This window comes from Rahnella sp. PCH160, assembly GCF_047784855.1.
GTDB lineage: Bacteria > Pseudomonadota > Gammaproteobacteria > Enterobacterales > Enterobacteriaceae > Rahnella.
Genome location: NZ_JBLOGT010000002.1, coordinates 69,716 through 94,327, shown reverse-complemented (window position 1 = coordinate 94,327; position 24,612 = coordinate 69,716). Strand labels below are relative to the sequence as shown.

General features: G+C 52.2%; 18 protein-coding genes and 2 pseudogenes. 10 read left to right on the top strand and 10 right to left on the bottom strand.

Annotation, left to right across the window (positions count from 1 at the left end):
• Nucleotides 1-62: 62 nt before the first annotated feature.
• The 3 genes from ompC to ACM5QY_RS23225 all read right to left on the bottom strand — a co-directional run bounded on the left by ompC (nucleotide 63) and on the right by ACM5QY_RS23225 (nucleotide 2,550).
• Nucleotides 63-1,184, bottom strand: coding sequence for a porin OmpC (gene ompC, locus ACM5QY_RS23235; RefSeq protein ID WP_416123038.1), 1,122 nt, complete (start codon nucleotides 1,182-1,184; stop codon nucleotides 63-65).
• Between the two features lie 613 nt (nucleotides 1,185-1,797).
• Nucleotides 1,798-1,986 (bottom strand): hypothetical protein, encoded by a 189-nt coding sequence (locus ACM5QY_RS23230; protein ID WP_416123037.1) that lies wholly within the window; start codon nucleotides 1,984-1,986, stop codon nucleotides 1,798-1,800.
• 153 nt (nucleotides 1,987-2,139) lie between these two features.
• Nucleotides 2,140-2,550 carry a hypothetical protein gene (locus tag ACM5QY_RS23225; protein ID WP_416123036.1) on the bottom strand — a complete coding sequence of 137 codons (411 nt, stop codon included), beginning with the start codon at nucleotides 2,548-2,550 and terminating at the stop codon, nucleotides 2,140-2,142.
• A gap of 227 nt (nucleotides 2,551-2,777) precedes the next feature.
• On the opposite strand from ACM5QY_RS23225, the gene ACM5QY_RS23220 reads away from it, so the two are divergent.
• Nucleotides 2,778-3,557, top strand: a complete 780-nt coding sequence (locus ACM5QY_RS23220; protein WP_416123035.1) for a (S)-acetoin forming diacetyl reductase — start codon at nucleotides 2,778-2,780, stop codon at nucleotides 3,555-3,557.
• Nucleotides 3,558-3,621: 64 nt separating this feature from the next.
• Here ACM5QY_RS23220 and ACM5QY_RS23215 read toward each other — a convergent pair whose 3' ends face one another.
• From ACM5QY_RS23215 to ACM5QY_RS23190, 6 genes and pseudogenes are all read right to left on the bottom strand, one after another.
• On the bottom strand, nucleotides 3,622-4,488 hold the full coding sequence (locus tag ACM5QY_RS23215) for a helix-turn-helix domain-containing protein (RefSeq protein WP_416123034.1): 867 nt from the start codon (nucleotides 4,486-4,488) through the stop codon (nucleotides 3,622-3,624).
• A gap of 35 nt (nucleotides 4,489-4,523) precedes the next feature.
• A complete protein-coding gene (locus tag ACM5QY_RS23210; protein ID WP_104924896.1) occupies nucleotides 4,524-4,859 on the bottom strand; it encodes an SMR family transporter in 336 nt (111 codons plus the stop codon).
• Nucleotides 4,852-5,469, bottom strand: coding sequence for a TetR family transcriptional regulator (locus ACM5QY_RS23205; RefSeq protein WP_416123033.1), 618 nt, complete (start codon nucleotides 5,467-5,469; stop codon nucleotides 4,852-4,854). Before ACM5QY_RS23205 ends, ACM5QY_RS23210 begins: the two co-directional genes overlap by 8 nt.
• A 173-nt stretch (nucleotides 5,470-5,642) precedes the next feature.
• Nucleotides 5,643-7,072, bottom strand: a pseudogene (locus ACM5QY_RS23200) (tannase/feruloyl esterase family alpha/beta hydrolase).
• A gap of 419 nt (nucleotides 7,073-7,491) precedes the next feature.
• Nucleotides 7,492-9,633 carry a 5-histidylcysteine sulfoxide synthase gene (gene ovoA, locus ACM5QY_RS23195; protein ID WP_416123409.1) on the bottom strand — a complete coding sequence of 714 codons (2,142 nt, stop codon included), beginning with the start codon at nucleotides 9,631-9,633 and terminating at the stop codon, nucleotides 7,492-7,494.
• A gap of 148 nt (nucleotides 9,634-9,781) precedes the next feature.
• A complete protein-coding gene (locus tag ACM5QY_RS23190) occupies nucleotides 9,782-10,897 on the bottom strand; it encodes a tyrosine-type recombinase/integrase (protein WP_416123032.1) in 1,116 nt (371 codons plus the stop codon).
• A gap of 390 nt (nucleotides 10,898-11,287) precedes the next feature.
• Here ACM5QY_RS23190 and ACM5QY_RS23185 point away from each other — a divergent pair, with 390 nt between their 5' ends.
• Nucleotides 11,288-12,835, top strand: a complete 1,548-nt coding sequence (locus tag ACM5QY_RS23185) for a methyl-accepting chemotaxis protein (protein ID WP_416123031.1) — start codon at nucleotides 11,288-11,290, stop codon at nucleotides 12,833-12,835.
• A gap of 95 nt (nucleotides 12,836-12,930) precedes the next feature.
• On the opposite strand, the gene ACM5QY_RS23180 is transcribed toward ACM5QY_RS23185, so the two are convergent.
• The gene (locus ACM5QY_RS23180; RefSeq protein WP_416123030.1) at nucleotides 12,931-14,478 is read right to left on the bottom strand and encodes a methyl-accepting chemotaxis protein; all 1,548 of its coding nucleotides are present in this window, start codon (nucleotides 14,476-14,478) and stop codon (nucleotides 12,931-12,933) included.
• Between ACM5QY_RS23180 and ACM5QY_RS23175 the strand changes: the two genes are divergently transcribed.
• The 8 genes and pseudogenes from ACM5QY_RS23175 to tssH all read left to right on the top strand — a co-directional run bounded on the left by ACM5QY_RS23175 (nucleotide 14,390) and on the right by tssH (nucleotide 24,586).
• The gene (locus ACM5QY_RS23175) at nucleotides 14,390-14,641 is read left to right on the top strand and encodes a hypothetical protein (RefSeq protein WP_416123439.1); all 252 of its coding nucleotides are present in this window, start codon (nucleotides 14,390-14,392) and stop codon (nucleotides 14,639-14,641) included. The genes ACM5QY_RS23180 and ACM5QY_RS23175 overlap by 89 nt on opposite strands.
• Before the next feature lie 711 nt (nucleotides 14,642-15,352).
• Nucleotides 15,353-15,850 carry a type VI secretion system contractile sheath small subunit gene (gene tssB / locus ACM5QY_RS23170; protein ID WP_416123029.1) on the top strand — a complete coding sequence of 166 codons (498 nt, stop codon included), beginning with the start codon at nucleotides 15,353-15,355 and terminating at the stop codon, nucleotides 15,848-15,850.
• 28 nt (nucleotides 15,851-15,878) lie between these two features.
• Nucleotides 15,879-17,423 (top strand): type VI secretion system contractile sheath large subunit, encoded by a 1,545-nt coding sequence (gene tssC, locus ACM5QY_RS23165; protein WP_416123028.1) that lies wholly within the window; start codon nucleotides 15,879-15,881, stop codon nucleotides 17,421-17,423.
• 15 nt (nucleotides 17,424-17,438) lie between these two features.
• Nucleotides 17,439-18,776, top strand: a complete 1,338-nt coding sequence (gene tssK / locus ACM5QY_RS23160; protein WP_416123027.1) for a type VI secretion system baseplate subunit TssK — start codon at nucleotides 17,439-17,441, stop codon at nucleotides 18,774-18,776.
• Nucleotides 18,773-19,426 (top strand): type VI secretion system protein TssL, short form, encoded by a 654-nt coding sequence (gene tssL / locus ACM5QY_RS23155; protein ID WP_416123026.1) that lies wholly within the window; start codon nucleotides 18,773-18,775, stop codon nucleotides 19,424-19,426. The genes tssK and tssL overlap by 4 nt, the downstream gene beginning before the upstream one ends.
• Nucleotides 19,427-19,429: 3 nt before the next feature.
• Nucleotides 19,430-21,108, top strand: a pseudogene (locus ACM5QY_RS23150) (OmpA family protein).
• A 32-nt stretch (nucleotides 21,109-21,140) separates the two neighbouring features.
• Nucleotides 21,141-21,632 (top strand): type VI secretion system effector Hcp, encoded by a 492-nt coding sequence (gene hcp / locus ACM5QY_RS23145; RefSeq protein WP_104924884.1) that lies wholly within the window; start codon nucleotides 21,141-21,143, stop codon nucleotides 21,630-21,632.
• 299 nt (nucleotides 21,633-21,931) lie between these two features.
• Nucleotides 21,932-24,586, top strand: a complete 2,655-nt coding sequence (gene tssH / locus ACM5QY_RS23140; RefSeq protein ID WP_416123025.1) for a type VI secretion system ATPase TssH — start codon at nucleotides 21,932-21,934, stop codon at nucleotides 24,584-24,586.
• Nucleotides 24,587-24,612: the final 26 nt, after the last annotated feature.

Below are 24,612 nucleotides of genomic sequence, written 5' to 3'. Positions count from 1 at the left end.
TTAAAAAACCCATCCGAAGATGGGTTTCATTGTTCTTAATATTCAGATTGAATGCCGAATAATTAGAACTGGTAGACCAGACCAACTGCTACGATATCATCGGTAGAAATACCGTTGTTGTCGTAGAACGAATCATCGTTATCAAGTAAGTTGATTTTGTAATCAACGTAGGTGGACATGTTTTTGTTGAAGTAATAGCTGGTACCGACAGAAACGTATTTAACCAGATCTTTATCGTTGTCTTTGCCGCCATTGCCATTATTAAGATCTTTACCTTTAGATTGCAGGTAAGAAACTTCCGGACGCAGGCCGAAGTCAAACTGATATTGTGCGGTTACTTCAAAGTTCTGAGTTTTATTTGCTGCGTCGCCGTTACCGTAATAAGTCATATTGCGGGTTTCAGCATACATGGTCGCAAGGTAAACGTTGTTCGCGTCGTATTTCGCGCCGATTGTCCAGACGTCAGCTTTGTCCCCACGATCGTCAGCAGTCTGATCGTTGGTACGGTCAGAAGAGGCATACGCGGCACCTGCGCTGATACCCATGCCGAAATCATATGTAGAAGACAGTGCAAAACCATCGCCGTTTTGTTTACGGACCGCACGGTCACCATTGTTTGTACCTTCACCACGGTTGTTGCCATCATTTGCGCCCTGATACTGAGCCGCAAAGTTCAGGCCTTTTACTGCGCCGAAGAAATCAGTATTACGGTAAGTTGCAACACCATTAGCACGGCCAACCATGAAGTTATCAGCGCTGGTGTAGGTATCACCGCCGAATTCTGGCAGCATATCTGTCCAGGCTTCTACGTCGTACACTACGCCATAGTTACAGCCGTAATCGAATGAACCGTATTCACCGAATTTCAGACCTGCGAAGCCCAGACGGGTTGCGTTACCGGCAGTTGAATTAGCGTCAGAACCTTCAACACTGTTTGCCTGAATATTGTATTCCCACTGGCCGTAACCGATCAGTTGGTCAGTAATCTGAGTTTCGCCTTTAAAGCCAACACGCACATAAGTCTGGTCGCCGTCTTTACCTGCGTCATCAGAGAAATAATGCAGGCCATCCACTTTACCGTACAGGTCAAGTTTGTTGCCGTCTTTGTTATAAATCTCAGCTGAATGCGCTGCGCCTGCCACCAGTAATGCTGGAATAATAAGAGCCAGTGCTTTTAATTTCATGACGTCATTCCTTTATCATTTAATTGAATACTTGAATTTATTATATATACTTTATTAATGAGTCAGTGCTCGCACTAATACTACCTATATAGTTCCCTTGTTTTGTAGGGGAATTATTGAATTTGGCTTTATTATTTATTGCTAAGTATTTCAGTAGGGTTCAATCATATGTTTCGTGAATATTTAAATGAGTAATCATGTAAATAATGTATTTTAAGTGAAGAATTTTTTTTGGTAAATTAATTCCTGACTTGCAGCATCATCACTGCAATTCAATTTACCCTTCCTTGGTTTTAACTATTCGCATTAACTTGCCGTGATCCCTGTCAACGGCTTTATTGTTGCCCCGCCTTACTGCGGGGCATTTTTTTGCATAAAAAAACCCATAACCGGCGAAAGTTATGGGCTCAACAAATGAGAGAGAACTAAAATTTCTACGACGAGGTCAGAGAGACTTTCCACAACGACCTTCATATTTGATGCTAAGGCTACGCTGTCCACACAACGCAACGGTAACACCAACTATTCAGGGTACAGCTTGCACTATCAGGAGAGCGTTTGCCCGTTGCACAGTTCGTTCCAGTAGCTAAAGCGCAACAAACGAATATAACGATCAGGAGCGGCGAAACCATGCCGGGTCTGTGTTCCCCACATCAATCCCGTAAAGACATCCTGTAGCCAGAAAACTTTCCAGAAAACGCGATGTGTCTTGCGCTTTTTCTTCAGTCTGCCCCTCCACCTTGCGAAGTGTAATGCGCTGCCATAACGAGCGTTGCTCAGTAGCTTGTGCAGTCGTTGACATACAGGCCTCCGGTTGATCATGATTTCTGTTTAAATAAACAGACAGATATCGTCTGCCCCTTCAATGACCTCAGTTAACCGTTTCTGCACCGCGATTTGAACCAACGATTTATGCTTTGCTTTCTCATTAATAGAATAACGCGGTCGCTCTCCCCTATTCCCTTAGCCAGACGCCTTCGCAGAAGAGTTTGGCACAGGCCAGACTGTCCTGATGGCGTTGTGCCGGTTCAGCGGGTTGGTGAGCGAGTTGTACCAGCATGCCGGTGAAACACTGCGCCAGAAGTGCGGCGGGAATATCATCACGAAACAGCTTGTCCTGCTGACTGAACATTATATTTTCGGCGAACACACGGGCAAGCATCGCCTGTGTTTCAGGGCCTTCCGGCGGTAACAGAAAAAACTTTTGCGTCACCGCGTTATCTTCAGCAAAAAAATTGAGTAATTTGCGAAAACTCAATGCCATACGATCAACTACCTGATTCTCTGCAACCTGTGGCGCCATTCGCAACGAGCGCGCTAACAGGGTCAGACGATCGCGAAAAATTGCACTGCTTGTATCCGTCATTTCAACATCCTTGATGTCTTTCGATTTTTACATTCTACCCGAATATGCCCGAATTCTGACGCTTCCTGACTATTAGGATGAGTACAGTTAATTACCGTGGCTAACATTTGCACAAGCACAGCGAGAGGCGTAAACCAGTATGGAGCTCACGCAAAGGTATCGGGCTGGTCTGTCCGTGCCTTGCGCGCAGCACCTGGAAAGAAACCGAATACATAGAGGATAGTGGTATGTCTAAAAATGGAAAAGTGGCTTTAGTAACAGGTGGCGGTCAGGGGATTGGCCGTGCAATTGCGCTTCGTCTGGCGAAAGATGGTTTTGCCGTCGCGGTCGTCGATTACAATGGCGAAACAGCGAAGAAAGTTGCTGAAGAAATTAACCACGCAGGGGGTAAAGCGATTGCCCAACTGGCGGATGTTTCTAAACGGGAACAGGTTTTTGCGGCCGTTGAAGCGGCAACAAAACAGCTCGGGGGTTTTGATGTCATCGTCAATAACGCCGGTATTGCACCAACCACGCTGATTGAAGACATCACGCCGGAAATCGTCGATAAAGTTTATGACATCAATGTGAAAGGCGTTATCTGGGGTATTCAGGCTGCGGTGAAAGCATTCAAATCTCAAGGGCATGGTGGCAAAATCATTAATGCCTCTTCTCAGGCGGGCCACGTGGGTAATCCTGAACTGGCGATCTACAGTTCGAGTAAATTTGCCGTTCGCGGGCTCACGCAAACTGCTGCGCGCGATCTGGCGTCTCTGGGGATAACCGTTAACGCCTATTGCCCGGGCATCGTGAAAACGCCGATGTGGGAAGAAATTGACCGACAGTTTTCTGCCGCCGCTGGCAAACCTGTTGGCTACGGGACTCAGGAATTTGCGAAAAATATCACCCTGAAACGCCTTTCAGAGCCAGAAGATGTCGCGGCCTGCGTTTCCTATCTTGCTGGCCCGGACTCCGATTATATGACCGGCCAGGCGTTACTGATTGACGGGGGTATGGTCTTTAGTTAACACCACGTCCGGTTATTGCAAGCCTCTCATTTGGGAGGCTTTTGTGTTTTTGCAGGAAGGAAAATCAGTGCCTTGCCAGAGGAATATAATATTCACAAGTCACGCCGTTCAGAGCGGACTCACGGGAATACTTTTCCAGATCTGGCTCCATGATGAACTCCAGGCCCAGCGTCGGCAGGAACACTGAATAAAGATACAAAATAAAGTCATTAAGACGGCTGAGATCGTAAGGATAATTGATCTTCAGATAACGGTTGGCTGGCACCAGGATGTTATGCCTGTCGCTGATCTTCACTTCATGCGCGACTGTATAATCCATTTGTAAGGCGTTGGTCACTTCATCATTATTATCCGGGCGGCAGTCAGATAACCCCCAGACCGGCGCCAGTAGCGATTCAGGCGTTTCCAGATAGCGCATCAGTTCCGCACGATGCACATGATTTTTGGCGTTAAACAGCGCTTCAATCGGATAAGAATGTGTTGATGTCTTGCCCTCAAACGCCATCGCCGGCATTTCTACAATTACGTATTCAGGCTGCGGAAACTCATCCATAGTCAGCGGCGCCGTGATGCCGCTCATTGTCCACGAAGCATTCCGTCGATACATCCCCGGTGTTTCAGCAAAGTTCTTTTTGAAAGAACGGGTGAACGTCTGCTGAGAATCGTAAGAGTAATACAGCGAAATATCGAGGATCGGCATATTGGTCAGGCGCAAAGCAATCGCCGCCATTGTCAGACGCCGGTCGCGAATGTATTTGCCCAGGGCGAAACCCGTTTTACTTTTAAACAAACGCTGAAGATACCAGGGAGAATAGCCGGTTTTCTTCGAGGCCTTTTCCATGGTCAGACGATCACTTAAGTTGACTTCGATCCAGTAGAGTAACTCTTTGATCAAGTCATCATGGAAATCAGGTTTTTGTTCGCTCTGCAAAATGAACTCCCTGTGCTGCAATAAAGTCGCCATAGTCAGTGCGCGACAGATTTTGAAAATACGTTCACGACAATGACGCCCGCGATGATCAGCCCGAGGCCAATCATGGCCGGGGTATCCAGCTTTTGCCCGAAACCGAACCAGCCAATAGCGGAAACCAGCACAATACCTACGCCGGACCAGATCGCGTAAGCAATGCCGGTCGGCAGGGTTTTCAGGGTCAGAGACAATAAAAAGATCGCAATCGTGTAGCCCAGTAACGTGACAACGCTTGGCCACAAACGGGTGAATCCTTCAGAACTTTTCAGGCTGCTGGTGGCAATGACTTCGGCAATAATTGCCAACCCAAGCAGCAAATAGGTTTTAAACATTGGAGGTTTCCTTACAAGCAGGTTCGCTGGCGTACAGTTCATTCACGATTGCGCGGTGCAAATTGTATTGCGCACATTGATGGGTAAGCCCGAGAGTTTCGAGGCGCGACATGGCATCCATGCTGCTGCTCAGACCAATCAGCCGCCAGGAAATATGCTCCGGTGATTCGCCTTCGGTAAATTCCCCTTTCCGGCGACCAGATTCAATCGCGTCAGAAACCAGTTCGTGCCAGTCAGCCACCGACATCGCAAAAGCGGCTTTCATCAGCGGCTCCTGCTCGGTCAGCAACATGGCTTCATGCCAGAGCGGGATCGCCATCAGTGATTCGTCATCCTGCGGGTCAATCAACAACATGTTTAACCGCTCGCGGGCCGTCAATGGCTCACTTCTTTTCAGCAACTGTTCTTTGAGGATCTTCATAACGCGCGTATAGGCTTGCGCGCGAAGTTCGCCTGCGCTGGAAAAATGGTGATGAACCTGACCGGTTGCCGCGCCTGCTTCCTGAGCAACCCGGCGTACGGTGGTCGCAGCTAAACCTTCTACGCGCGCAACGCGGGCGGCGGCTTCAAGAATGGTTGTCTTGCGTGCTTCCTTACAGAGATAGGCCACAGGAAAAGTCCAAAGCGAAAGAGACAGCACAGGATAATGCCAAGACTTGGACGGATGTTCAAGTTTTTTGAGAACGTTCATTCACCTGTGATTATATATAGGTAAATTCACTTGCATTTCATCAGCAAAGAGTACCCGCCAGGCGGCGGATATTCGTTCAGGGTCAGGCAGGACTATTCCGTTGCACAAACAAAACTCGCGGCAGATCTTGTGTCTCCCTTGCCTTTATATTTAGGAAACTGCGGGTAATCACACAGCGGCATTCCCCGCCCGGCGGTAGCTTTATTGGTATCAATCATGACCTGCTGGCCCGGATCAATGCCGTGGTCTACCCACTTATCGAGTGTTCCCAACGAATCCCAGCTCACGCGAAACGGGCCACTGCTGTGGGTAAAACCGGGGCGAGATAAAACCGCGCAAACTGATGTAGCTCTTTTTCACCAAACCGGGATTTGAGTTTTTCGTAGTAAGCCTGCGTATTTCCGGGGGGTACTGCCATATCTGCCGTGCCATGCATCAGAAGCAGCTTTCCGCCATGCTGCACAAAAGCGCGGATATCGGCGTTGTCATTATCAACCTGAGCCGCCAGTTCATTGAGACGTGTTGAATGTACCGCCGGATTAAATTGCAGGGAATCGTAGTCTGGAGATCTCATCACTTCGTATCGTACAGCCTGATCACCCATCATATAAGGAAAGGAAATGATGATGTTCGATGCAGCCGGTTCGGGCTTATCAGCACCGGAACCAAAAATGCTGACCAGTGCAGGTGCATCGGCCCCCAGTAATATCGGCCAGGGCGCAAAGTGATCACCGTTAGGTAAGCTGACACCCAGCGATACCGGTTTACTCAGCATATCAACTAAAGATAATTGGGTGTCGGAGAGACAATGGTCGCCGTCATCTTTACCATCGTGACAACGTAACGATTCCAGCTTGAATGTCGCGCCGCAGGCATTCACATTGGAGACCACGCCGTCAGCCAGACCGTCCAGTTTGTCGCAGGTACCCATAACAGAGTTCGCTATCAGTGCGGCTTTTGCCGGTGAAATCCAAGCTCCCGGCGTATTGTAAACGGCCTGCCCGATATGAATGCCCGCCATGTGTAATTCCACGACGTTATAAACAGGATGGATTGCGATAGCACCATCATAATCGAGCGGATACCGCTGAATGGCGGCCAGTGCCTCATGTCCACCCTGCGAATTTCCCTGAAAATACATACGCGACGGTTTACGGCCATAAGCCTGTTCAATCAGCGCCATGGCGACATCGTGTGTTTTCTTAATTTGTTCGCCAGCAAAATTTTTCCAGGCTTCATCATTTAACGTAAATGATGCGTCGGACACCCCGCCCTGATGGCCGGAATCACTGCCAAAGGTGGCGTATCCTTGTTGTAGCACCCCGGGAACAGAAGCCGGTGCAAGACGTGCGGTATCTGCGCCCTTAATTGCGCCATCAAACCCGCTACCGCCCAGTTGCAGCGCCTTACCATTCCAGATGAGGGGCAGATAGAGCTGGAATTGAATATCCGGTGCTTTAAGGTCTATCGGTTTGATCTGCCCTTCGAGCTTGCAATGGGTTTCAACAGGCTGACCCGCCATGGCGACGGTCGTTATCACAGCGCCCCGCGTTGGAAGGCCGATCCGGGAAGCCGCAATATGCCTATTTTTCATGGCGACACATTGTGCTTCGGTGAATCCTGAAACCGGTGCGGCAACAGCAGTCACCGCCGTAAACATTAATAATAAACCAGGCAGAGTCGATTTCATCGGAAGACATTTGTCCTAAAGTCGCAATAACGGCAGTGTGTCATTAAATGAAGGTTGAAAGAACCCGGAGATCACCCATTCAATATTCTCATTATTTTTAGTTACAACATTCAAAGTAATTTCAACATCTAACAACAGCGAAAACTTAAATATCAGCGATCTCCTTCTTTCGGACAGGAAAAATGTCCACATAAAAAACGGCCACTTTTTCGTGACCGTTTTACATTTTTTGAACGTAAACTCGCTGAGTTTTAGCGTTTACGCCACAACGTCAGTTCGGCTACGGTGTGCTGGAATTTTCGGGCCGTTTCGCGAATAACAAATGGAATATCCTGCGGTGCCTGGATTTCCTCAAATTCTCTGGCCAGCAGACGACGCAAAGCCTGATGCGTTGTCACCGCTTCGCCGTTCTCGCGAAAACCACCAAGCCAGTTCTGTTTGGGCGTGAAATCTTCCAGCCATGTATACGGCGAGGACAAAATCAGCACCCCACCGCTGCGGATCATTGGCGCGATATCCTCCAGGAAACGTGTCGGTTCTCGCAAACGGTCCACCAGATTGGCCGCCAGTACCAGATCATACAGCTCACCTTGTGGTTTCAAATTACAGGCATCACCCTGCACAAAACTCACACGCCCGGTTTGCTCTGCACCGATATTCACTTCAGACAGTGAAGCCTGACAATAATCAACCAGTTCGCCCTCTTCCGGAATGACATAACGACAGGCTTCGCCGCGAGCCAACGCTAAAGCGACATCAATAAACCGCGCCGAATAGTCCATTCCGACCACAGAATCAAAATGCCGTGCCAGTTCAAAACTCGCGCGGCCTGTTGCACACCCGATGTCCAGTGCCCTTCCGCGCTGATTAACGTTTTTCACTGCAATGTCGACAAGATGCTCTGCATAATTGGGTACGTCGAAATGGCGCGGCCCGTACTGGAAATCCAGATACTGAGCGATAAGCCCGTCGGTTTCGTAAGGATTCACCGTCTGCATTTCCTGATGTCCGGAAATCACATAGCGGAAACCTGCGTGCTGGAAAAAGTGACGGCGGAAGGCATAACGCGAGGATTTCAGCGCTTCATTTCCGGTAGAAATCCAGCTTCCGCCCTTGATCATCGAATGTTTGCCATCAAACGTGGGCGTAGAAAAATCATCATAAAGCGGATGCACGCGGAACCCTTCAAAACCACTGATCGGCGTGGACGCCCATTGCCACACGTTCCCCACAATATCGAAGAAACGCCCCTGCGCAAAGTGATCGACCGGACACGATGACGCCCACCAGGCAAGATTGATATTCCCCGGCGCAGTTTCCCAATCAGGCTGGTCCCCTTCTACCTGATTTCGCAAAATCATCCATTCCGCCTCTGTCGGTAACTGAACGGATTCGCCGGTTTGTGCGGCCTTCCAGCGACAAAACGCCGCCGCTTCCAGCTGATTCACTTCCACCGGCCAGTCCCACGGCATAGGCACTTCTTCCGTCATTAACCGGAGTTTCAACTGTTCCGGTTCTGCGGGGGACCCGACCCAAAATGTCGGCATTTCAGCCCGGGCAAACTCCCGCCATCCTGCACCTTCTTCATCCCACCATTTTGCGTTCTGATAACCGCCGCCTTCCACAAAAGCAAAATACTCCGCGTTGCTGACCAGCATTTTACTGGCGCTAAATGCCTGAATTTTATGGGTTACTGAACCGTATTCATTGTCCCAACCGTAAGTATCATCTTGCTTACCGAGAGTGACAACGTCACCTTTTACCGCCAACGCTTCGTTCTCAGGCACGATTTTACGGTCATGACGCGCGAGATTACACGCAGGCCAGTGTGGCTGCGGGCTGACCCAGCTAACAGGCAACTGACGGATCAGCACGCTGGAAGTTTCCAGATGAATACGCTCATGCTCAATGCCCATCAGAATTACCCACGCCGGGCTGTTCCAGCCAACGGGAAGCGTCAGCGGCATTGAATCAATAATGCCCAGAACTTCTTCGCGAACTTTGTCGCGATATGTCTGTAAATTACTGACTGTGGGCCAGTTATAGTTCTGATCGTCGAGATCGTCCCAGCTCATTTCATCCACGCCGATCGCCAGCATCGCCTCGATATGGGAATCAATGCGTTGAGGGATCAGCCCCCCCGCCATGAGCTTATTGATATAGAACGTCGCGGTATGACCGAAATAAAAAATGAGCGGATGGCGCAGGGAAATGGCTTTTGTGTAATACGCACGTTCGTCAGTCAGGCAGTCAAACAGGCTTTCATAGAGTTCCCATGTCTGAATAAAATACGCGCGAATTTCCTGACGTTTTTGTTCCGCCGTTCCGGTACTCAGCAGGATTGTTCGGGTCGGTTCCGGCAAACCAGCCGTGTTTGATTTTGGTGAATGCATCATGATTTCCTTTGTCTTCTGGCAACGACGAACAATATCCAAGTGTAGCAGTTCGCCTGCGCAAACCAGCGCAACGGAGGTTTCGAGCGCTTGCCTGTGCGGCGGCAATAGATTCTTATGAATACGTCTGAAATGCGGTTAAAAATCGTTATTTTTCCATATACAGAAGCGAATTTTCCGGAATTTGCAGAAACTCACCTTCATATTTATGGCGTAATTCGAAGTAATCTGAGGCCTCGATAATGCCCTTTATATTGTCAGAAAATGCGTCGAGTGCCTGTTTCATCTGCGGTAAATAGTCGTGAGTGTCGTAAACCCTGTCTATGCCTTCCAGCGAGTGGTTCATAATTTTTCGGGCCACATCGTTGGGCACATTCAGGGATGACAATTTGGATCGCGCAGTTCTGCGCAAATCGCGGGTCGTAAAAGCATCAATGCCCAGGCCACGCTCAGCGCGCAACATCCGCCGGATCACCTGGGTAATAGCCCCTCTGGACACAGGTTTTTGCGCATCTTTCGGCGACGGAACCAACCAGATACTGTCTTTCGGGCTGGCATCGAGCAGAGCGTTGATGCAAATAATCGCCAGCGGGGTCAGAGGCAGGCTGTGGTCGCGGGCGGATTTGTTCCGGGTACCCTGCCGCCAGACGCCAATGCGCAAATTAAACTCGGTTTTTCTGGCGCGGATCACTTCATCAGGGCGTCTGGCGGTCAGTAAACACAAACGTAATGCCCAGCGGCATTGTTCTGAAATATCCCACAAATCAAGGCCATGCCAGAACACCCAGATTTCGGCATCCGTCAGCGCCCTTTCCCGCGGCGGTGTGTTACGGCCACCGACATCACGGCGTTTCATTGCGCTCAGCGGCGAATGGGCAAGGTAACCCTGCGTTTCTGCCCAGCCAAAAAATTGCTTACACAAAGCAAAAACCCGTTTAGCTTCCGAAATTTTCCCTTCTGCCAGCAAAATATTAAACAACCGGTTCAGGCGCAAACGGGTAATTTTGTTCAGCGGCACATCCCCGATCACCGGCAACACATGTTTCATCAAAGAGGAAACGGCGATTTCAGGACGTCTTCGGGTCAGCATCAGTGAAAGGCGGATCCAGATATTGATCACCTGCCGGACCGTCGCATTGCCCTCTTCGTCAAAATCATCCAGTTTTGCCAACGGCGTCATTTTTACCTGCCGAAGATAATCCAGAACATGACGGCCTACATTTTCAGCGGCAAAATCCGCTTCGACTTCTGTTACCGATACCACATTGCCCGTCCGCTGAATTTCATCAGAAAAATCACTGGGCGCAGTTATAGCAAGACCGCGAAACAGAGGCAAAATGTTTGTGACTCCAGACCTATTAAGTCTGGAGTCACAGAGACAGTGTAGAAAGAAGAATAAAGGCGTTACGGCGGAGATTGTGGCCTAAAGTTTCGGTCATAAAAACAGCAAACATAATGATATAACGCATATTCCCATCGGCACTCATCGTTGTAGCTTATAAAGTGATGAAAAAACATCCTGTTTTAGCGCCTGACTACATTAATTTCAATAACGTGCTTTCAGCCCTAAAGAAAATTTTGGTTATGCCGACATCTAAAGAGTTAAACCTCTTTTATCTCCTCCAAATCGCAGTCTGGCCATGGAAATGTCACTATGCGCAATAATCAACCTGTATCACAGCGGGAATATCAGTACCCGGACGACGCCACATTGATGTCAACGACTGATGCCGACAGCCATATTACCTATGCCAATGATGCTTTTATTGAAGTCAGTGGTTTTGCCAGCGAAGATATTATCGGTCAGCCTCATAATATTGTCCGACACCCCGACATGCCGCCGTCCGCATTCAAAGACATGTGGACCACGTTGCAACAAGGTTTTCCCTGGACGGCGCTGGTGAAAAACCGCCGGAGAAACGGCGATCATTATTGGGTTCGGGCAAACGTGGTGCCGATTATTCGCGGAGGAAAAACCAAAGGTTATCTTTCTGTCCGGACAAAACCCACGGCAACTGAAATTTCCGAAACCCAGGCGTTGTACGACAAAATGAATCGCGGTGAGCTGAACAATCGCCGTTTATTCAGAGGATTGTTGATCCGTACCGGCATCACCCGCCCGTTCTCAATTTTAAAAACGCTTTCGGTTCGCGGGCGGATCCGCAGCGGTCTCTTCGTTTTATTTCTTCTCAACTCTCTGGCGATTTCGACGCTCACTGCGCTTCCCGCCACACAGTTTTATTGCGCGTATGCACTCTGCACATTTTTCATTTTGCTTTTAGGCTTCTGGCTTGAATGGCAAATTACGCGCCCGGTCGAACAACTTTGTCATCAGACCTTGCGGGTTGCCAGCGGAGCCAGCCATACGATCACGCCGATGGAACGGGTGGATGAAATAGGTATGACGTTGCGCTCGGTCGGCCAGCTCGGATTGATCTGCCGGTGGATGGTGGATGACGTAAACGATCAGGCACATAAAGTTCGTACGGCAACTGAATCCCTGGCGAGCGGAAACGAAGCGTTGAGTCAGCGCACCGAACAGACTGCCGCCAACGTGGGTGAGACAGCCGCCGCGATGAACGAGATGAGTGCGACCGTTGAAAGCAACACACAAACAGCCGCCGAAGCCGATAAACTTTCGATGACCGCCAGCGCCGCGGCGGAAAAAGGCAGTAACGCCATGCAGGGCGTCGTCGGCACAATGCAGGAAATCACCGACAGCTCGCAACAGATTGCGACCATCACCAATGTGATTGACGGCATTGCATTCCAGACCAATATTCTGGCGCTGAATGCTGCGGTTGAAGCCGCACGCGCCGGAGAACAGGGAAAAGGATTTGCGGTGGTGGCCGGAGAAGTTCGCAGCCTGGCGCAACGAAGTGCAAGTGCCGCCAGCGAAATAAAACGGCTGATCGACACCAGCGTAGAGACCGTCGTCTCGGGATCTAAACAGGTCGATCAGGCGGGTAAAACCATGGCGGAAATTGTTTCTCAGGTGAGAAACGTCACGTCGCTGATCGGGCAAATCCGTAACGCCACGCGTGAACAAAACCTGGGATTACTGGATATCGCCAAGGCCATCGAAGAACTCGACCGGATCACACACCAGAATTCACTTCAGGTTCAGGAAGGGGCGAACGCTTCAACAGGTCTGAAACGTCAGGCCGACAGACTGGTCGAAGCCGTCGGTGTATTCCGTTAATGAGTGTCATTTCATTCACGCTCTGACCTGATCCGGAAGTTAGCCGGATCAGGTTTTAGTTGTATTACCCTGCCGCTTTCAGTTCACTCACTTAGTTAGTTTGCCGCCAACCTGAATGCCGAAACCGAGCGGGTCAGATGCAGTACCTGCTCTTCCAGTGAAGCCGCCGCCGCCGCAGACTCCTGAACCAGCGCCGCATTCTGCTGCGTAACGCCGTCTATTTCTGTCACGGCCTGTTCAATCTGGCTGATCCCACGGCTTTGCTCATCGGACGCCGTCGAAATATGTTCCATCAGAACATCGACCTGTGTAACTGAAGAAATGATTGCCGAGATGGATTCGCCGGTGCGGGACACCTGATCTGACCCTTCCTTTATATTGGCAACCGACTCAGAAATCAGACTCTCGATTTCTTTTGCGGCTACCGCGCTTCGCTGCGCAAGACTGCGCACTTCGCTGGCGACTACCGCAAATCCGCGCCCCTGTTCACCGGCGCGTGCAGCTTCAACCGCAGCATTCAGCGCCAGAATATTGGTCTGGAAAGCAATGCTGTTGATGACACCCGTGATGTCTTCGATTTTTTTAGAACTGCTGTTAATGCGACCCATGGTTCCGATCACATCCTGCGCCACCTTCTCACCCGCACGGGCATTTTGCACCGCTTCGCGCGTCAGACCGCTGGCCCGGCTGACGTTTTCGGTATTTTGTTTTACCGTTGCGCCCAACTCTTCCATGCTGGCGGCCGTTTGCGTCAGTGCTGCGGCCTGTTGTTCAGTACGCGAAGCCAGATCGATATTGCCTGCGGAGATTTCCTGCGACGCGTGCGCGACGGTATGGCTGGTGTCACGTACCTGCCCGATAATTTGGGTCAGGGATTGACGCATGTGTTCCATCGACTGCATCAGTTCTTCGATTTCACTGCGAGAATTGTTTTTAAACGGCACCGGCGTATCGAGATAGCCTTCTGCAATTTTTCGGCAGTGATCACGCGAACTCAGCAGCGGAGTCAGAACGAAACGTTTGAGTAATAACAGCACGCCAATAATGATGAACAGGAACAGCAAACCAAACGCAACCGTCAGCCCGATACCGAATTTGAAATTGTCCTGTGCATCACTGTTAAGATTTTTCGCGTACAGCTCATGCAGCGCCAGCACTTTATCAAGCACCACTTCGTACTGATGATCCAGCTCAACTACGGCCGGGATCCGTGCCTTAAACTGCGCCTGATCACCCGCTTTCGCGGCGTCAATCAGCGGCTCGATACCGTTCTGGCGATAGTTCTGGTAAGCCGTACGGTAAGCGTCCGCCAGTTCATTTTCACCCGGCAATTTTGGCGCATTAATGTAAGCCTGGAATGCCGCATCCGCTTTCCCCATCACTTCACTGACACCGTCCAGAGAAGAAGCTGATGGCTGGCCACCGCTGTTTTCAATCTCCTTCATATATTCCATCACACGGACACGTGAGGTACGGCTGTGGTTGATCGGATCAATGATAGAAAGCACCACGCGGATCTCTTTATTCACATCATCCAGAGAATGATTACTCTGTGTGAGCAACCATACATTGGAAATCATGCTGGTGAAAAAAAGAGCAAACAGAACCACAAGAACAAGCAAAGAAGATTTTTTTAGCGACATCAATAGATTCTCAAAATGGGGCTGGAGTCTATTTATCGGCATAATGGATATAATGTTTAGTTTTTTGCGTGTTTTATCACAAATTTCTGTCCAAATGATCCTTGCCGGAGTATCACAATGGCTCGTTAAAAGTGCCGTCGCGGTAAAAATCCCGCATAAATGAATAGAGGCACTCTTTTTTATGCGCTGATTTTTAACTTTCACAGTAAATTACCCGTGCTTGAACACTCGTGAAAATCTCAACTCAGGGATATAAATCGCAGATTGACATTCCTTTAAAACCTATCAAAAAGTTTCATTCATAGATAATTATGACGAACATACATTCTATGAATGTATTCATCATAAGAATATTCCGCAGATACGACAGAGAAAATTCTTATGTATTTTCGCTTAACTGAGCACATCAGATAATTCACCTGTAAAATCTTTTCTATTAATTTTAACTGATAATCTGTTCTGTTTAGCAAAAAAATTTAATAATTTTGAGATCCCTAAAAAATCTTCAGCGAAGCTCATCCCTTATCCCATGCGGTCTGAATGGGTATTAAAAGAAAAATACTATATTTCAATATACTGACCCTGTCTATTGCGGCTCGTTACGGGTAACACTTAGTAACATATTTTAGTTTTCATTAATATTACTATTGTTTCTAAAATACTGAGAACAGGTACTTATCTGAAATTTTTCTTTCCAGATAAATTCAAAACACACTGCAAAATGTTCCTAAAATATTTTGTCTCGCTTGTGACCCTGATTTTAGTTGCACACCAAAGTGCAAAAAAACGGATGTTTTTTATGGCAGGGTTGCCAACCTTTCATTTATTTATGGAACCATTGGCAGCGTTTATCATTCCACAGTAAGGGATAGGCATGTCTAATAGCTTTCAGGAAGAAATACCCAAGGCTCGCGTCAATATCAAACTTGATTTACATACGGGCGGCGCGCAGAAGAAAGTTGAATTACCTTTAAAATTAATGGTTATGGGTGACTACAGCAATGGCAAAGAGACCCGTCCATTGTCTGATCGTGAAAAAGTTAACATCAACAAAAATAACTTCAACAGTGTTCTGGCCGATTTCAGCCCGTCGCTCAACCTGACCGTGGAAAACACTCTGGCGGGCGATCGCAGCGAAGAAAGCGTCAGTCTGAACTTCAAAGAAATGAAAGATTTTGAGCCTGAGCAGGTTGCCCGCCAGATCCCACAACTGCGCGCCATGCTGGCTATGCGTAACTTATTACGCGACCTCAAATCCAACCTTTTGGACAATGCCACTTTCCGCAAAGAACTCGAAACCATCCTGAAAGATGACAATTTGAGCGATGACTTACGCGCTGAACTGGCTGCTCTGGCTCCCCAGAATTCCTAACCCTTCCTGAACGGATTAACCCGAGACTATGCTGATGTCTGCTACTGAAAACAGTCAAGAAAGCCGCACAACTGTGCTGGAACGTGCCGACGCAGGAAGTGTTTATGCGTCATTATTTGAAAAAATCAACCTGACTCCGGTGTCCGCACTGGGTGACGTTAATGCCTTCCAGGACGATCAGGCTCTGTCTGATGTCACCACCGATGAGCGCGTTACTGCTACGGTACAGGTATTCCTGGAGCGTCTGAAACAATCAGGCCAAAAAGTCGAACGTCTGGACAAAACCTTGCTGGACGGCCACATCGCAATGCTCGACGAGCAGATCAGTCGCCAGCTGGACGAAGTCATGCACCACCCTGAGTTCCAGCGTATGGAATCCGGCTGGCGTGGTCTGAAGTTCCTGGTTGACCGCACCGATTTCCGTCAGAACGTAAAAATTGAACTGCTGGACGTTTCTAAAGACGACCTGCGTCAGGATTTCGAAGATTGCCCTGAGATCATTCAGAGCGGCCTGTACCGTCATACCTACATCCAGGAATATGACACACCGGGCGGCGAGCCCATCGGTTCTGTGATTTCTAACTACGAGTTTGATGCTTCTGCGCAGGACGTCGCATTGCTGCGTAACATCTCCAAAGTCTCTGCGGCGGCGCACATGCCGTTTGTCGGCTCTGTCGGCCCTAAATTCTTCCTGAAAGATTCGATGGAAGAAGTGGCCGCGATTAAAGACATCGGCAACTACTTTGACCGCGCCGAGTACATCAAATGGAAATCTTTCCGTGATTCTGATGATTCGCGCTACATCGGGCTGACCATGCCGCGCGTGCTTGGCCGTCTGCCTTACGGCCCGGATACCGTCCCTGTTCGCAGTTTCAACTATGTCGAAGAACTGAAGGGCCCGGATCACGAGAAATATCTGTGGACCAACGCCTCTTTCGCGTTCGCGGCGAACATGGTGAAAAGCTTCATCAAAAACGGCTGGTGTGTACAGATCCGTGGCCCGCAAGCTGGCGGCGCAGTGACCGATTTACCGATTCACCTTTACGATCTGGGCACCGGCAATCAGGTGAAAATCCCAAGTGAGGTGATGATCCCGGAAACCCGCGAGTTTGAATTCGCCAATCTCGGCTTCATTCCGCTTTCTTACTACAAAAACCGCGATTACTCGTGCTTCTTCTCCGCGAACTCCGCGCAGAAACCGGCGCTGTATGACACGGCTGATGCCACCGCGAACAGCCGTATCAACGCCCGTCTGCCGTACATCTTCCTGCTGTCACGCATCGCACATTATCTGAAGCTTATTCAGCGTGAAAACATCGGTACCACCAAAGACCGCCGTTTGCTGGAGCTGGAACTGAATACCTGGATCCGCACGCTGGTGACGGAAATGACCGATCCGGGCGACGACCTGCAGGCTTCTCACCCGCTGCGCGACGCCAAAGTGACCGTAGAAGATATCGAAGACAACCCGGGCTTCTTCCGCGTGAAACTTTACGCCGTGCCGCACTTCCAGGTGGAAGGTATGGACGTGAACCTGTCATTGGTTTCTCAGATGCCGAAGGCGAAAGCGTAAAAGGCCGGAGTGGTAATGAAAATTTATCGACCACTGTGGACTGACGGGGCCTTTCTGGCCCCGCAACAGTTTCAGCAACAGGCCCGCTGGGATGCCTATATGGCTGACGGCGTGGCACACATGGCGCTGGCTAATCCCTGGGGCGTTATCGATGCCGCCTTCGACAGCGGTTCGCTGGCACTTTCACGCCTGAACGCGCTGCGCCTTATCGTTCGCTTTCAGGACGGCACGCAGATTGATACCGAACTGGCCGATAACCTGCCTCCGGCCTGTGATTTGTCAACCGTCACAGACCGCGAAACCGTGGACATCGTGCTGGCCTTACCCTTGTTGTCTGCCAACGGCGGCAACCTGGATGACGGTCAGGACAGCGAACGTCCGCGCCGCTGGCAGCAGCAGTGGCATACCGTGCAGGAGCTGTCCGGGCATGAACGCACCGAACTTGCGGTCATGCACCATGCCATCACCCTGCGCTTTGCCCATCAGGAGAACGCCGCGTACCTGACCTGCCCTGTTCTGCGCCTGATACGCAGCGCTCAGGGGCAGTGGATGCCGGATGAGAACTTCATTCCGCCGATGCTCTCTCTTGCCGCCAGCCCGCTGGTGCAGACTGAACTGAGCGACCTGCTTCACCGCCTGCAGGCCCGCCGTCGGCGCCTGATGGCCATGCGTCGTGAAAGCAACGAGCGTATGGCGGATTTTGCTGTGGCCGACGTGTCGCTGTTCTGGCTGCTCAATGCGTTAAACAGCATGGAACCGGTGCTGACTGAGCTTATTCAGACCCCGTCACGCCACCCGGAGCTGTTCTACCGCGAACTGGTGCGCCTGGCCGGTAGTCTGCTGACGTTCTCCCTTGAGCACAAAGCGGAAGACATCCCGCGGTATCAGCACGACGCGCCAGAGCAGGTCTTCCCGCCGCTGTTTGCGCTGCTGGATAAACTGCTCGAAGCGAGCCTGCCGTCGCGCATGGTGGCCATTGACCTCAAACATGACGGTCAGTTCTGGACCGGCTCCCTGCATGACGCACGTCTGCGCGAAGGGGCCGATTTCTATCTCTCCGTGCGCTCGTCAATGACCAATCACCTGCTGCAGACCCAGTTCCCGCTGCTGTGCAAAGCGGGCAGTTTCGAGGCTGTCTCTGATGTGGTGAACGTTGCGCTCAGCGGTGTCGTGATGAAGCCGCTGTCGCATGTGCCGGCGGCTATCCCGCTGCGTCTTGAAAACCAATACTTCTCCCTTGATCTCAACAGCCCGGACGCCGTGGCGATGCTGGAAGCGGGCAACTGTGCCTTCTACACGCCTGGCACGCTGGGTGATATCAGGCTCGAACTGTTTGCGGTGCTGCGCTCATGAGTCAGATCAATACGTCAATCGTTGATGAAGTCTTTTATCCCTGCTGGCTGATGGTCAGCCAGTTGCGTAACGGTCAGGAGATAACCGACGGAGAAGCGCTGTACCGTCAGGCCTGCGGCTGGATGGACGGTGCACGGGAAGCCCTAACGCGTGCCGGGTTCAGCGATACGAGCCGCGACCACATGCTCTACACCCAGTGCGCGCTGCTGGATGAAAGCGTGATGAACCGGCAGAAGCCCGACAGTGGCTATGCAAAATGGCTGAAAGACCCGCTGCAGGCGCGCTATTTCAACACCCTGAATGCGGGGGAAGAACTGTGGGAGCGCATCCGCACCGTACTGCAGGAGCCCGCACCGGATACCGCCGTGCTGACCTGTTTTTACCGTGCGCTGACGCTGGGTTTTGTCGGCCGTTACCGCGAGCAGGGCGATGAACGTCGTGAGGACGTGGTCCGCAAGCTAAGCCTGCTTGTCCCCGCGTTCTCGCAGACGCAGGACGCCCCCATCGTCTCGCGCTCATCACGCCTGCGCTCCGGGCGTAAAATGTACTGGTTCTCCTGGGTGCTGGGTATCGTGCTCTTAGCCGCGCTGTGGTTCGGACTTTCCACCACGCTGGCTAAGATGGTCTCGCAGCTGACAGGGGCGCACTGACGGATGCGCGGACTAACGCAGTTAATACTGCTGCTTCTCGGCGCCTGTCTGGCGTTGTGGCTCATTACCGGCTTCTGGCCGCTTGGCGCAGGCAGCCGCGTGGCTCTCAGCATGCTGGTAGTGATTGTCTGCGGGGCAGCAGCGTATTTTCAGTGGCGTCGTGACACCCGCAATAAAATTGCCCATGCACACTGCCGCCGGAAGATTTTCAGGGCGCGGTCGTGCTGGTGTGCGGTGACAGTGCACCGCTGTTTTCAGACAACCTGCCTTTTCGCGAAACGCGTCAGGGCTGGTATCTGCCGGTAGCGATGCCGGAACAGCTTCCCCTCCTGGCTCAGCACCTCGCCTCTGAACGTCCGGCACTGGTGGCACAGATTTGTGTGCTGCTGGCCGTCGTGCCGGAAATTCATCAGGACCCGGATGATTTCACCCAGAGGCTGCGTGCCTGGCACCGCGCCATCGTGCAGTGCAAAGGCTGGCTGGCGGGCATTCCGCCGGTCTGGATCAGCACCTGGCTTTCCCCGCAGGCGGTATCTGACACTACCGCTGAGCGCTGGTACACGGTGACGCCGGGGCTGTCCGGCGTGCAGGTCCGTGAGGCCGGAGCCGGTATCATCCCGCTGACCGAATGGGGCCGTGAACTGAACACAGGCAACGGACTGGAGCGGCTCAGTTACGTGTTCTGGATGGAAAGTTTGCTGGGCTGGATCAATACGCGTGTTCTCAGCGTTATCGGACAACGTCAGGGGGATTTGCCCGCCCTGAAGCCGTGCGCGTGGGGCAGTTGCTTTACGCCGGTGACGGGCAATGCGGACAACCTGTGGCAGGCCCATATCGCCGGGCTCACCACGCTGAAACCCGCCCCGGCCACGGTGCCGGAGTGCCTGCCGCTGCCGGATGTCTTGCTGCCTTACCTGCCCCGCCGCCGCGGCGTGTCGCGCCTGATGCAGAGCTGGCAACTGGCGGGGCTGCTGTGCGGCCTGTTTCTGCTGTTTGCCCTGCTGGCGTCGTACATCAATAACCAGCGGCTGATCCAAAGCGTGGGGGATCATCTGGCCGTCTATAACCGCCTGACGGGGACACCGCCCGCGCCCAAACTCCAGTCGCAGCAGCAACTGCGCGCCGATCACCGCCTGCTGGACGGCTGGTTGCGTGGTGGTGCACCGATGCGTCTGTCTCTGGGGCTGTATCAGGGTATGCGGCTGATTGCGCCGTTGCAAAGTGCGATCAACAGCTGGTCACCGCCACCACCGCCCCCGCCGGTAATTAAGAAAATCATTCAGGGACCGAAAACTGTCCGCCTGGATGCCCTTTCGCTGTTCGATACCGGCAAATTCGTGCTGAAAAACGGCTCCACCAAGGTGCTGATTAACGCACTGGTCGGCATCAAGGCCAAACCGGGCTGGCTGATTGTGGTGGCCGGGCACACGGACGACACCGGCGACGACAAATCCAATCAGGTGCTCTCTCAAAAGCGCGCCGAATCCGTGCGTGACTGGATGCGTGACACCGGCGACGTACCGGAAAGCTGTTTTGCCGTGCAGGGCTTTGGCGAAAGCCGCCCGCTGAAATCCAACGACACGGAAGAAGGCCGTGCGGCTAACCGTCGTGTCGAAATAAGTCTGGTGCCGCAGGCAGATGCCTGCAAGGCAACAGCAACCCCCGATTCATCAAATGATTGATGAATGTTTAACCTAAAAATGGAGAACTACCCATGGCAATTCCTGTTTATCTGTGGCTGAAAGACGACGGCGGTGCGGACATTAAAGGCTCCGTAGACGTAAAAGATCGCGAAGGCAGCATCGAAGTGGTTGCACAGGAACACAACCTGTACATCCCGACCGATAACAACACCGGCAAACTGACGGGTACGCGTATTCACACCCCGTTCCTGTTTACCAAAGAAATCGATTCCTCCAGCCCGTATTTGTACAAAGCGGTGACCACCGGTCAGACCCTGAAATCTGCTGAGTTCAAATGGTACCGCATCAACGACGCGGGCCAGGAAGTTGAGTATTTCAACACCAAGCTTGAAAACGTCAAACTGGTGAAAGTCGCGCCAGAAATGTACGACATCAAGGATCCGGCTAAAGAGAAGCACAACCACCTGGAACGCATTGAACTGCGTTACGAAAAAATCACCTGGACTTACAAAGACGGCAACATCATTCATTCCGATTCGTGGAACGAACGTACCACCGCCTAAGTTACTCGTCATATTCCGCGCTGTAGCGGCGTTGACTGCGCTCATGCACCCCGGTCACATAGTTATCTATGCTCCCGGGGCTGCACTCGCTGGCCGCCTTGCTACAACACGGACTATTTAGAGTAACCCTTCTGACGGGCAGTTCATTCTGCCCGCCTTTTTCTTTGCTAAACGTCTGCCGGTGCGGGCTTTCAGCAAAGAAATTCACAATCAGCCTTCCGACCTTATGCGCTTTAGGTTCCTTTTCACAAGGAAACAGCGACGGGCGGTAGCGTGCCCAAAATCAAGGAATAATGTCTATGGAACATCAGTCAGCTGTCCTGTTACGTCGTCTTAACCCGTACTGCGCCAAAGCGCTGGAAGCCGCCGCGACCCTGTGCCAGACCCGCGCGCACGCGGAAATCACCATCGAACACTGGCTGCTGAAACTCCTTGAACTGGGCGAAGGCGACATCACCGTGTTGGCCCGTCGTTATGAGTGGGACATGGACGCCCTGTGGCAAAGCCTGCTGGCCCATCTCGATGCCCTCCCGCGTTCCGTGCGCACCCGGCCGCAGTTGTCCGACGATTTGCAGACGCTGATGAAATCCGCCTGGCTGGCCGCCTCCCTGCAGGATGATAACCAGACCATCCGCAGCGTGAACTTACTCGAAGCGCTGATTGCCAAACCTAAACTGCTGCGCTGCGAAGGCCTGTGGCCGCTGTTCAGCCTGAGTGAAGAACATCTTCGCCGTCTCAAACCGATGCTGGATGCGGTGTCAGAAGAGCGTGCGGATCTCCAGCAACAAGAAAGCCTGAACATGCCGGTGTCCTCGCTGAATGAATCTTCTGCCACGCCGAAAGCGAATAACCTGTCCAGCCACAACCTGAGCGAAGCTTTGCAGGCCGCACTGGATAAGTTCACGCTGGACGTGACCGCGAAAGCCAAAGCGGGCAGCATCGACCCGGTATTTGGCCGCGATAACGAAATCCGCCAGATGGTCGATATCCTCTCGCGTCGCCGTAAAAACAACCCAATCCTCGTGGGCGAACCGGGCGTCGGGAAAACCGCGCTGGTGGAAGGCCTTGCGCTGCGTATCGCGGAGGGCAACGTGCCGGACAGCCTGAAAACGGTCAGCCTGCGCACGCTGGATTTGGGTCTGTTACAGGCCGGTGCGGGCGTTAAAGGTGAATTCGAACAACGCCTGAAAAACGTCATCGACGCCGTTCAGCAGTCGCCAACGCCCGTTATCCTATTCATCGACGAAGCGCACACCATCATCGGCGCAGGCAATCAGGCCGGTGGCGCAGACGCCGCCAACCTCCTCAAACCCGCCCTTGCCCGCGGCGAACTGCGCACCATCGCCGCCACCACCTGGTCGGAATACAAGCAATATTTTGAACGCGACGCCGCCCTCGAACGCCGTTTCCAGATTGTCAAAGTGGATGAGCCGGACGACGAGATGGCCAGCCTGATGCTGCGCGGCCTGAAATCCCGCTACGCGCAGCACCACGGCGTACACATTACCGATGACGCCGTGAAAGCCGCCGTCAGCCTGTCGCGCCGTTATATCACCGGCCGCCAGCTGCCGGACAAAGCCGTAGATTTACTGGACACCGCCAGCGCCCGCGTCCGTATGAGCCTCGACACGTTGCCGGAAGAGTTAACCCGTCTGAAAGCGCAAGTCACTGCACTGGAAATGGAAGAACAGGCGATGCTGGAAGATATTGCGCTGGGCAACAAAACGCACGGCGATCGCCTTGAAAAGATTGAACAGGAGACCGATCGCCTGAGCGACCAGCTCACCGCGCTGGACACGCAGTATCACGCGGAGAAAGCCCTGACGCAGCAACTGCTCGAGATCCGTCAGGACATCAGCCGTCAGCAAGAAATCGCCAGCCTGCAGGATCAGCTCAGCCATTTGCAGGGCAACGCGCCGCTGCTGAGTCTGGATGTTGATGTTCGCACGGTGGCCACCGTGATTGCCGACTGGACCGGTGTGCCGTTATCCAGCCTGTTAAAAGACGAACAGACGGATTTGTTGCAGCTGGAAAACCATCTGAGCGAGCGCGTCGTCGGGCAGGATCACGCGCTCAAGGATATGGCGCAGCGTCTGCGCGCCGCCAAAACCGGCCTGACGTCAGAGAACGGTCCGCTGGGCGTATTCCTGCTGGTCGGCCCTAGCGGCGTGGGTAAAACCGAGACCGCGCTGTCACTCGCCGACTGCCTGTTCGGCGGCGAAAAATCCCTGATTACTATTAATATGTCCGAGTATCAGGAAGCGCACACCGTTTCTCAGCTGAAAGGTTCCCCTCCGGGCTACGTCGGTTACGGCCAGGGCGGCATTCTGACCGAAGCCGTTCGCAAACGTCCGTACAGCGTCATCCTGCTCGATGAAGTCGAGAAAGCGCACCGTGACGTCATCAACCTGTTTTATCAGGTCTTGGATCGCGGCTTTATGCGCGACGGCGAAGGGCGCGAAATTGACTTCCGCAACACCGTTATCCTGATGACCGCCAACCTCGGCTCCGACCACATCATGCAACTGCTGGAGGAACAACCGGAATCGACAGACAGCGCCCTGCAGGAAATGTTGCGCCCTATCCTGCGCGACCACTTCCAGCCCGCGCTGCTGGCCCGTTTCCAGACGCTGATTTACCGTCCGCTGGCGGCAGACGCCCTGCGCACCATCGTTGAGATGAAACTGGCGCAGGTCGCCAAACGCCTGAACAAACATTACGGTCTGCAAACCACTGTCGAAAAAAGCCTTTACGACACGCTGGTCGCCGCCTGCCTGCTGCCGGACACCGGCGCGCGTAACATCGACAGCCTGTTCAACCAGCAGATCTTGCCGGTGCTGAGCCAGCAACTACTGAGCCGTATGAGCCAGCAACAACGCACCACTTCACTGGCACTGGGCTGGGATGAAGAAGACGGGATCACGCTGGAATTTGGTGATTCTACCGCAGAATAAAGATCGGTTACGGAGCGCCGGGTAAT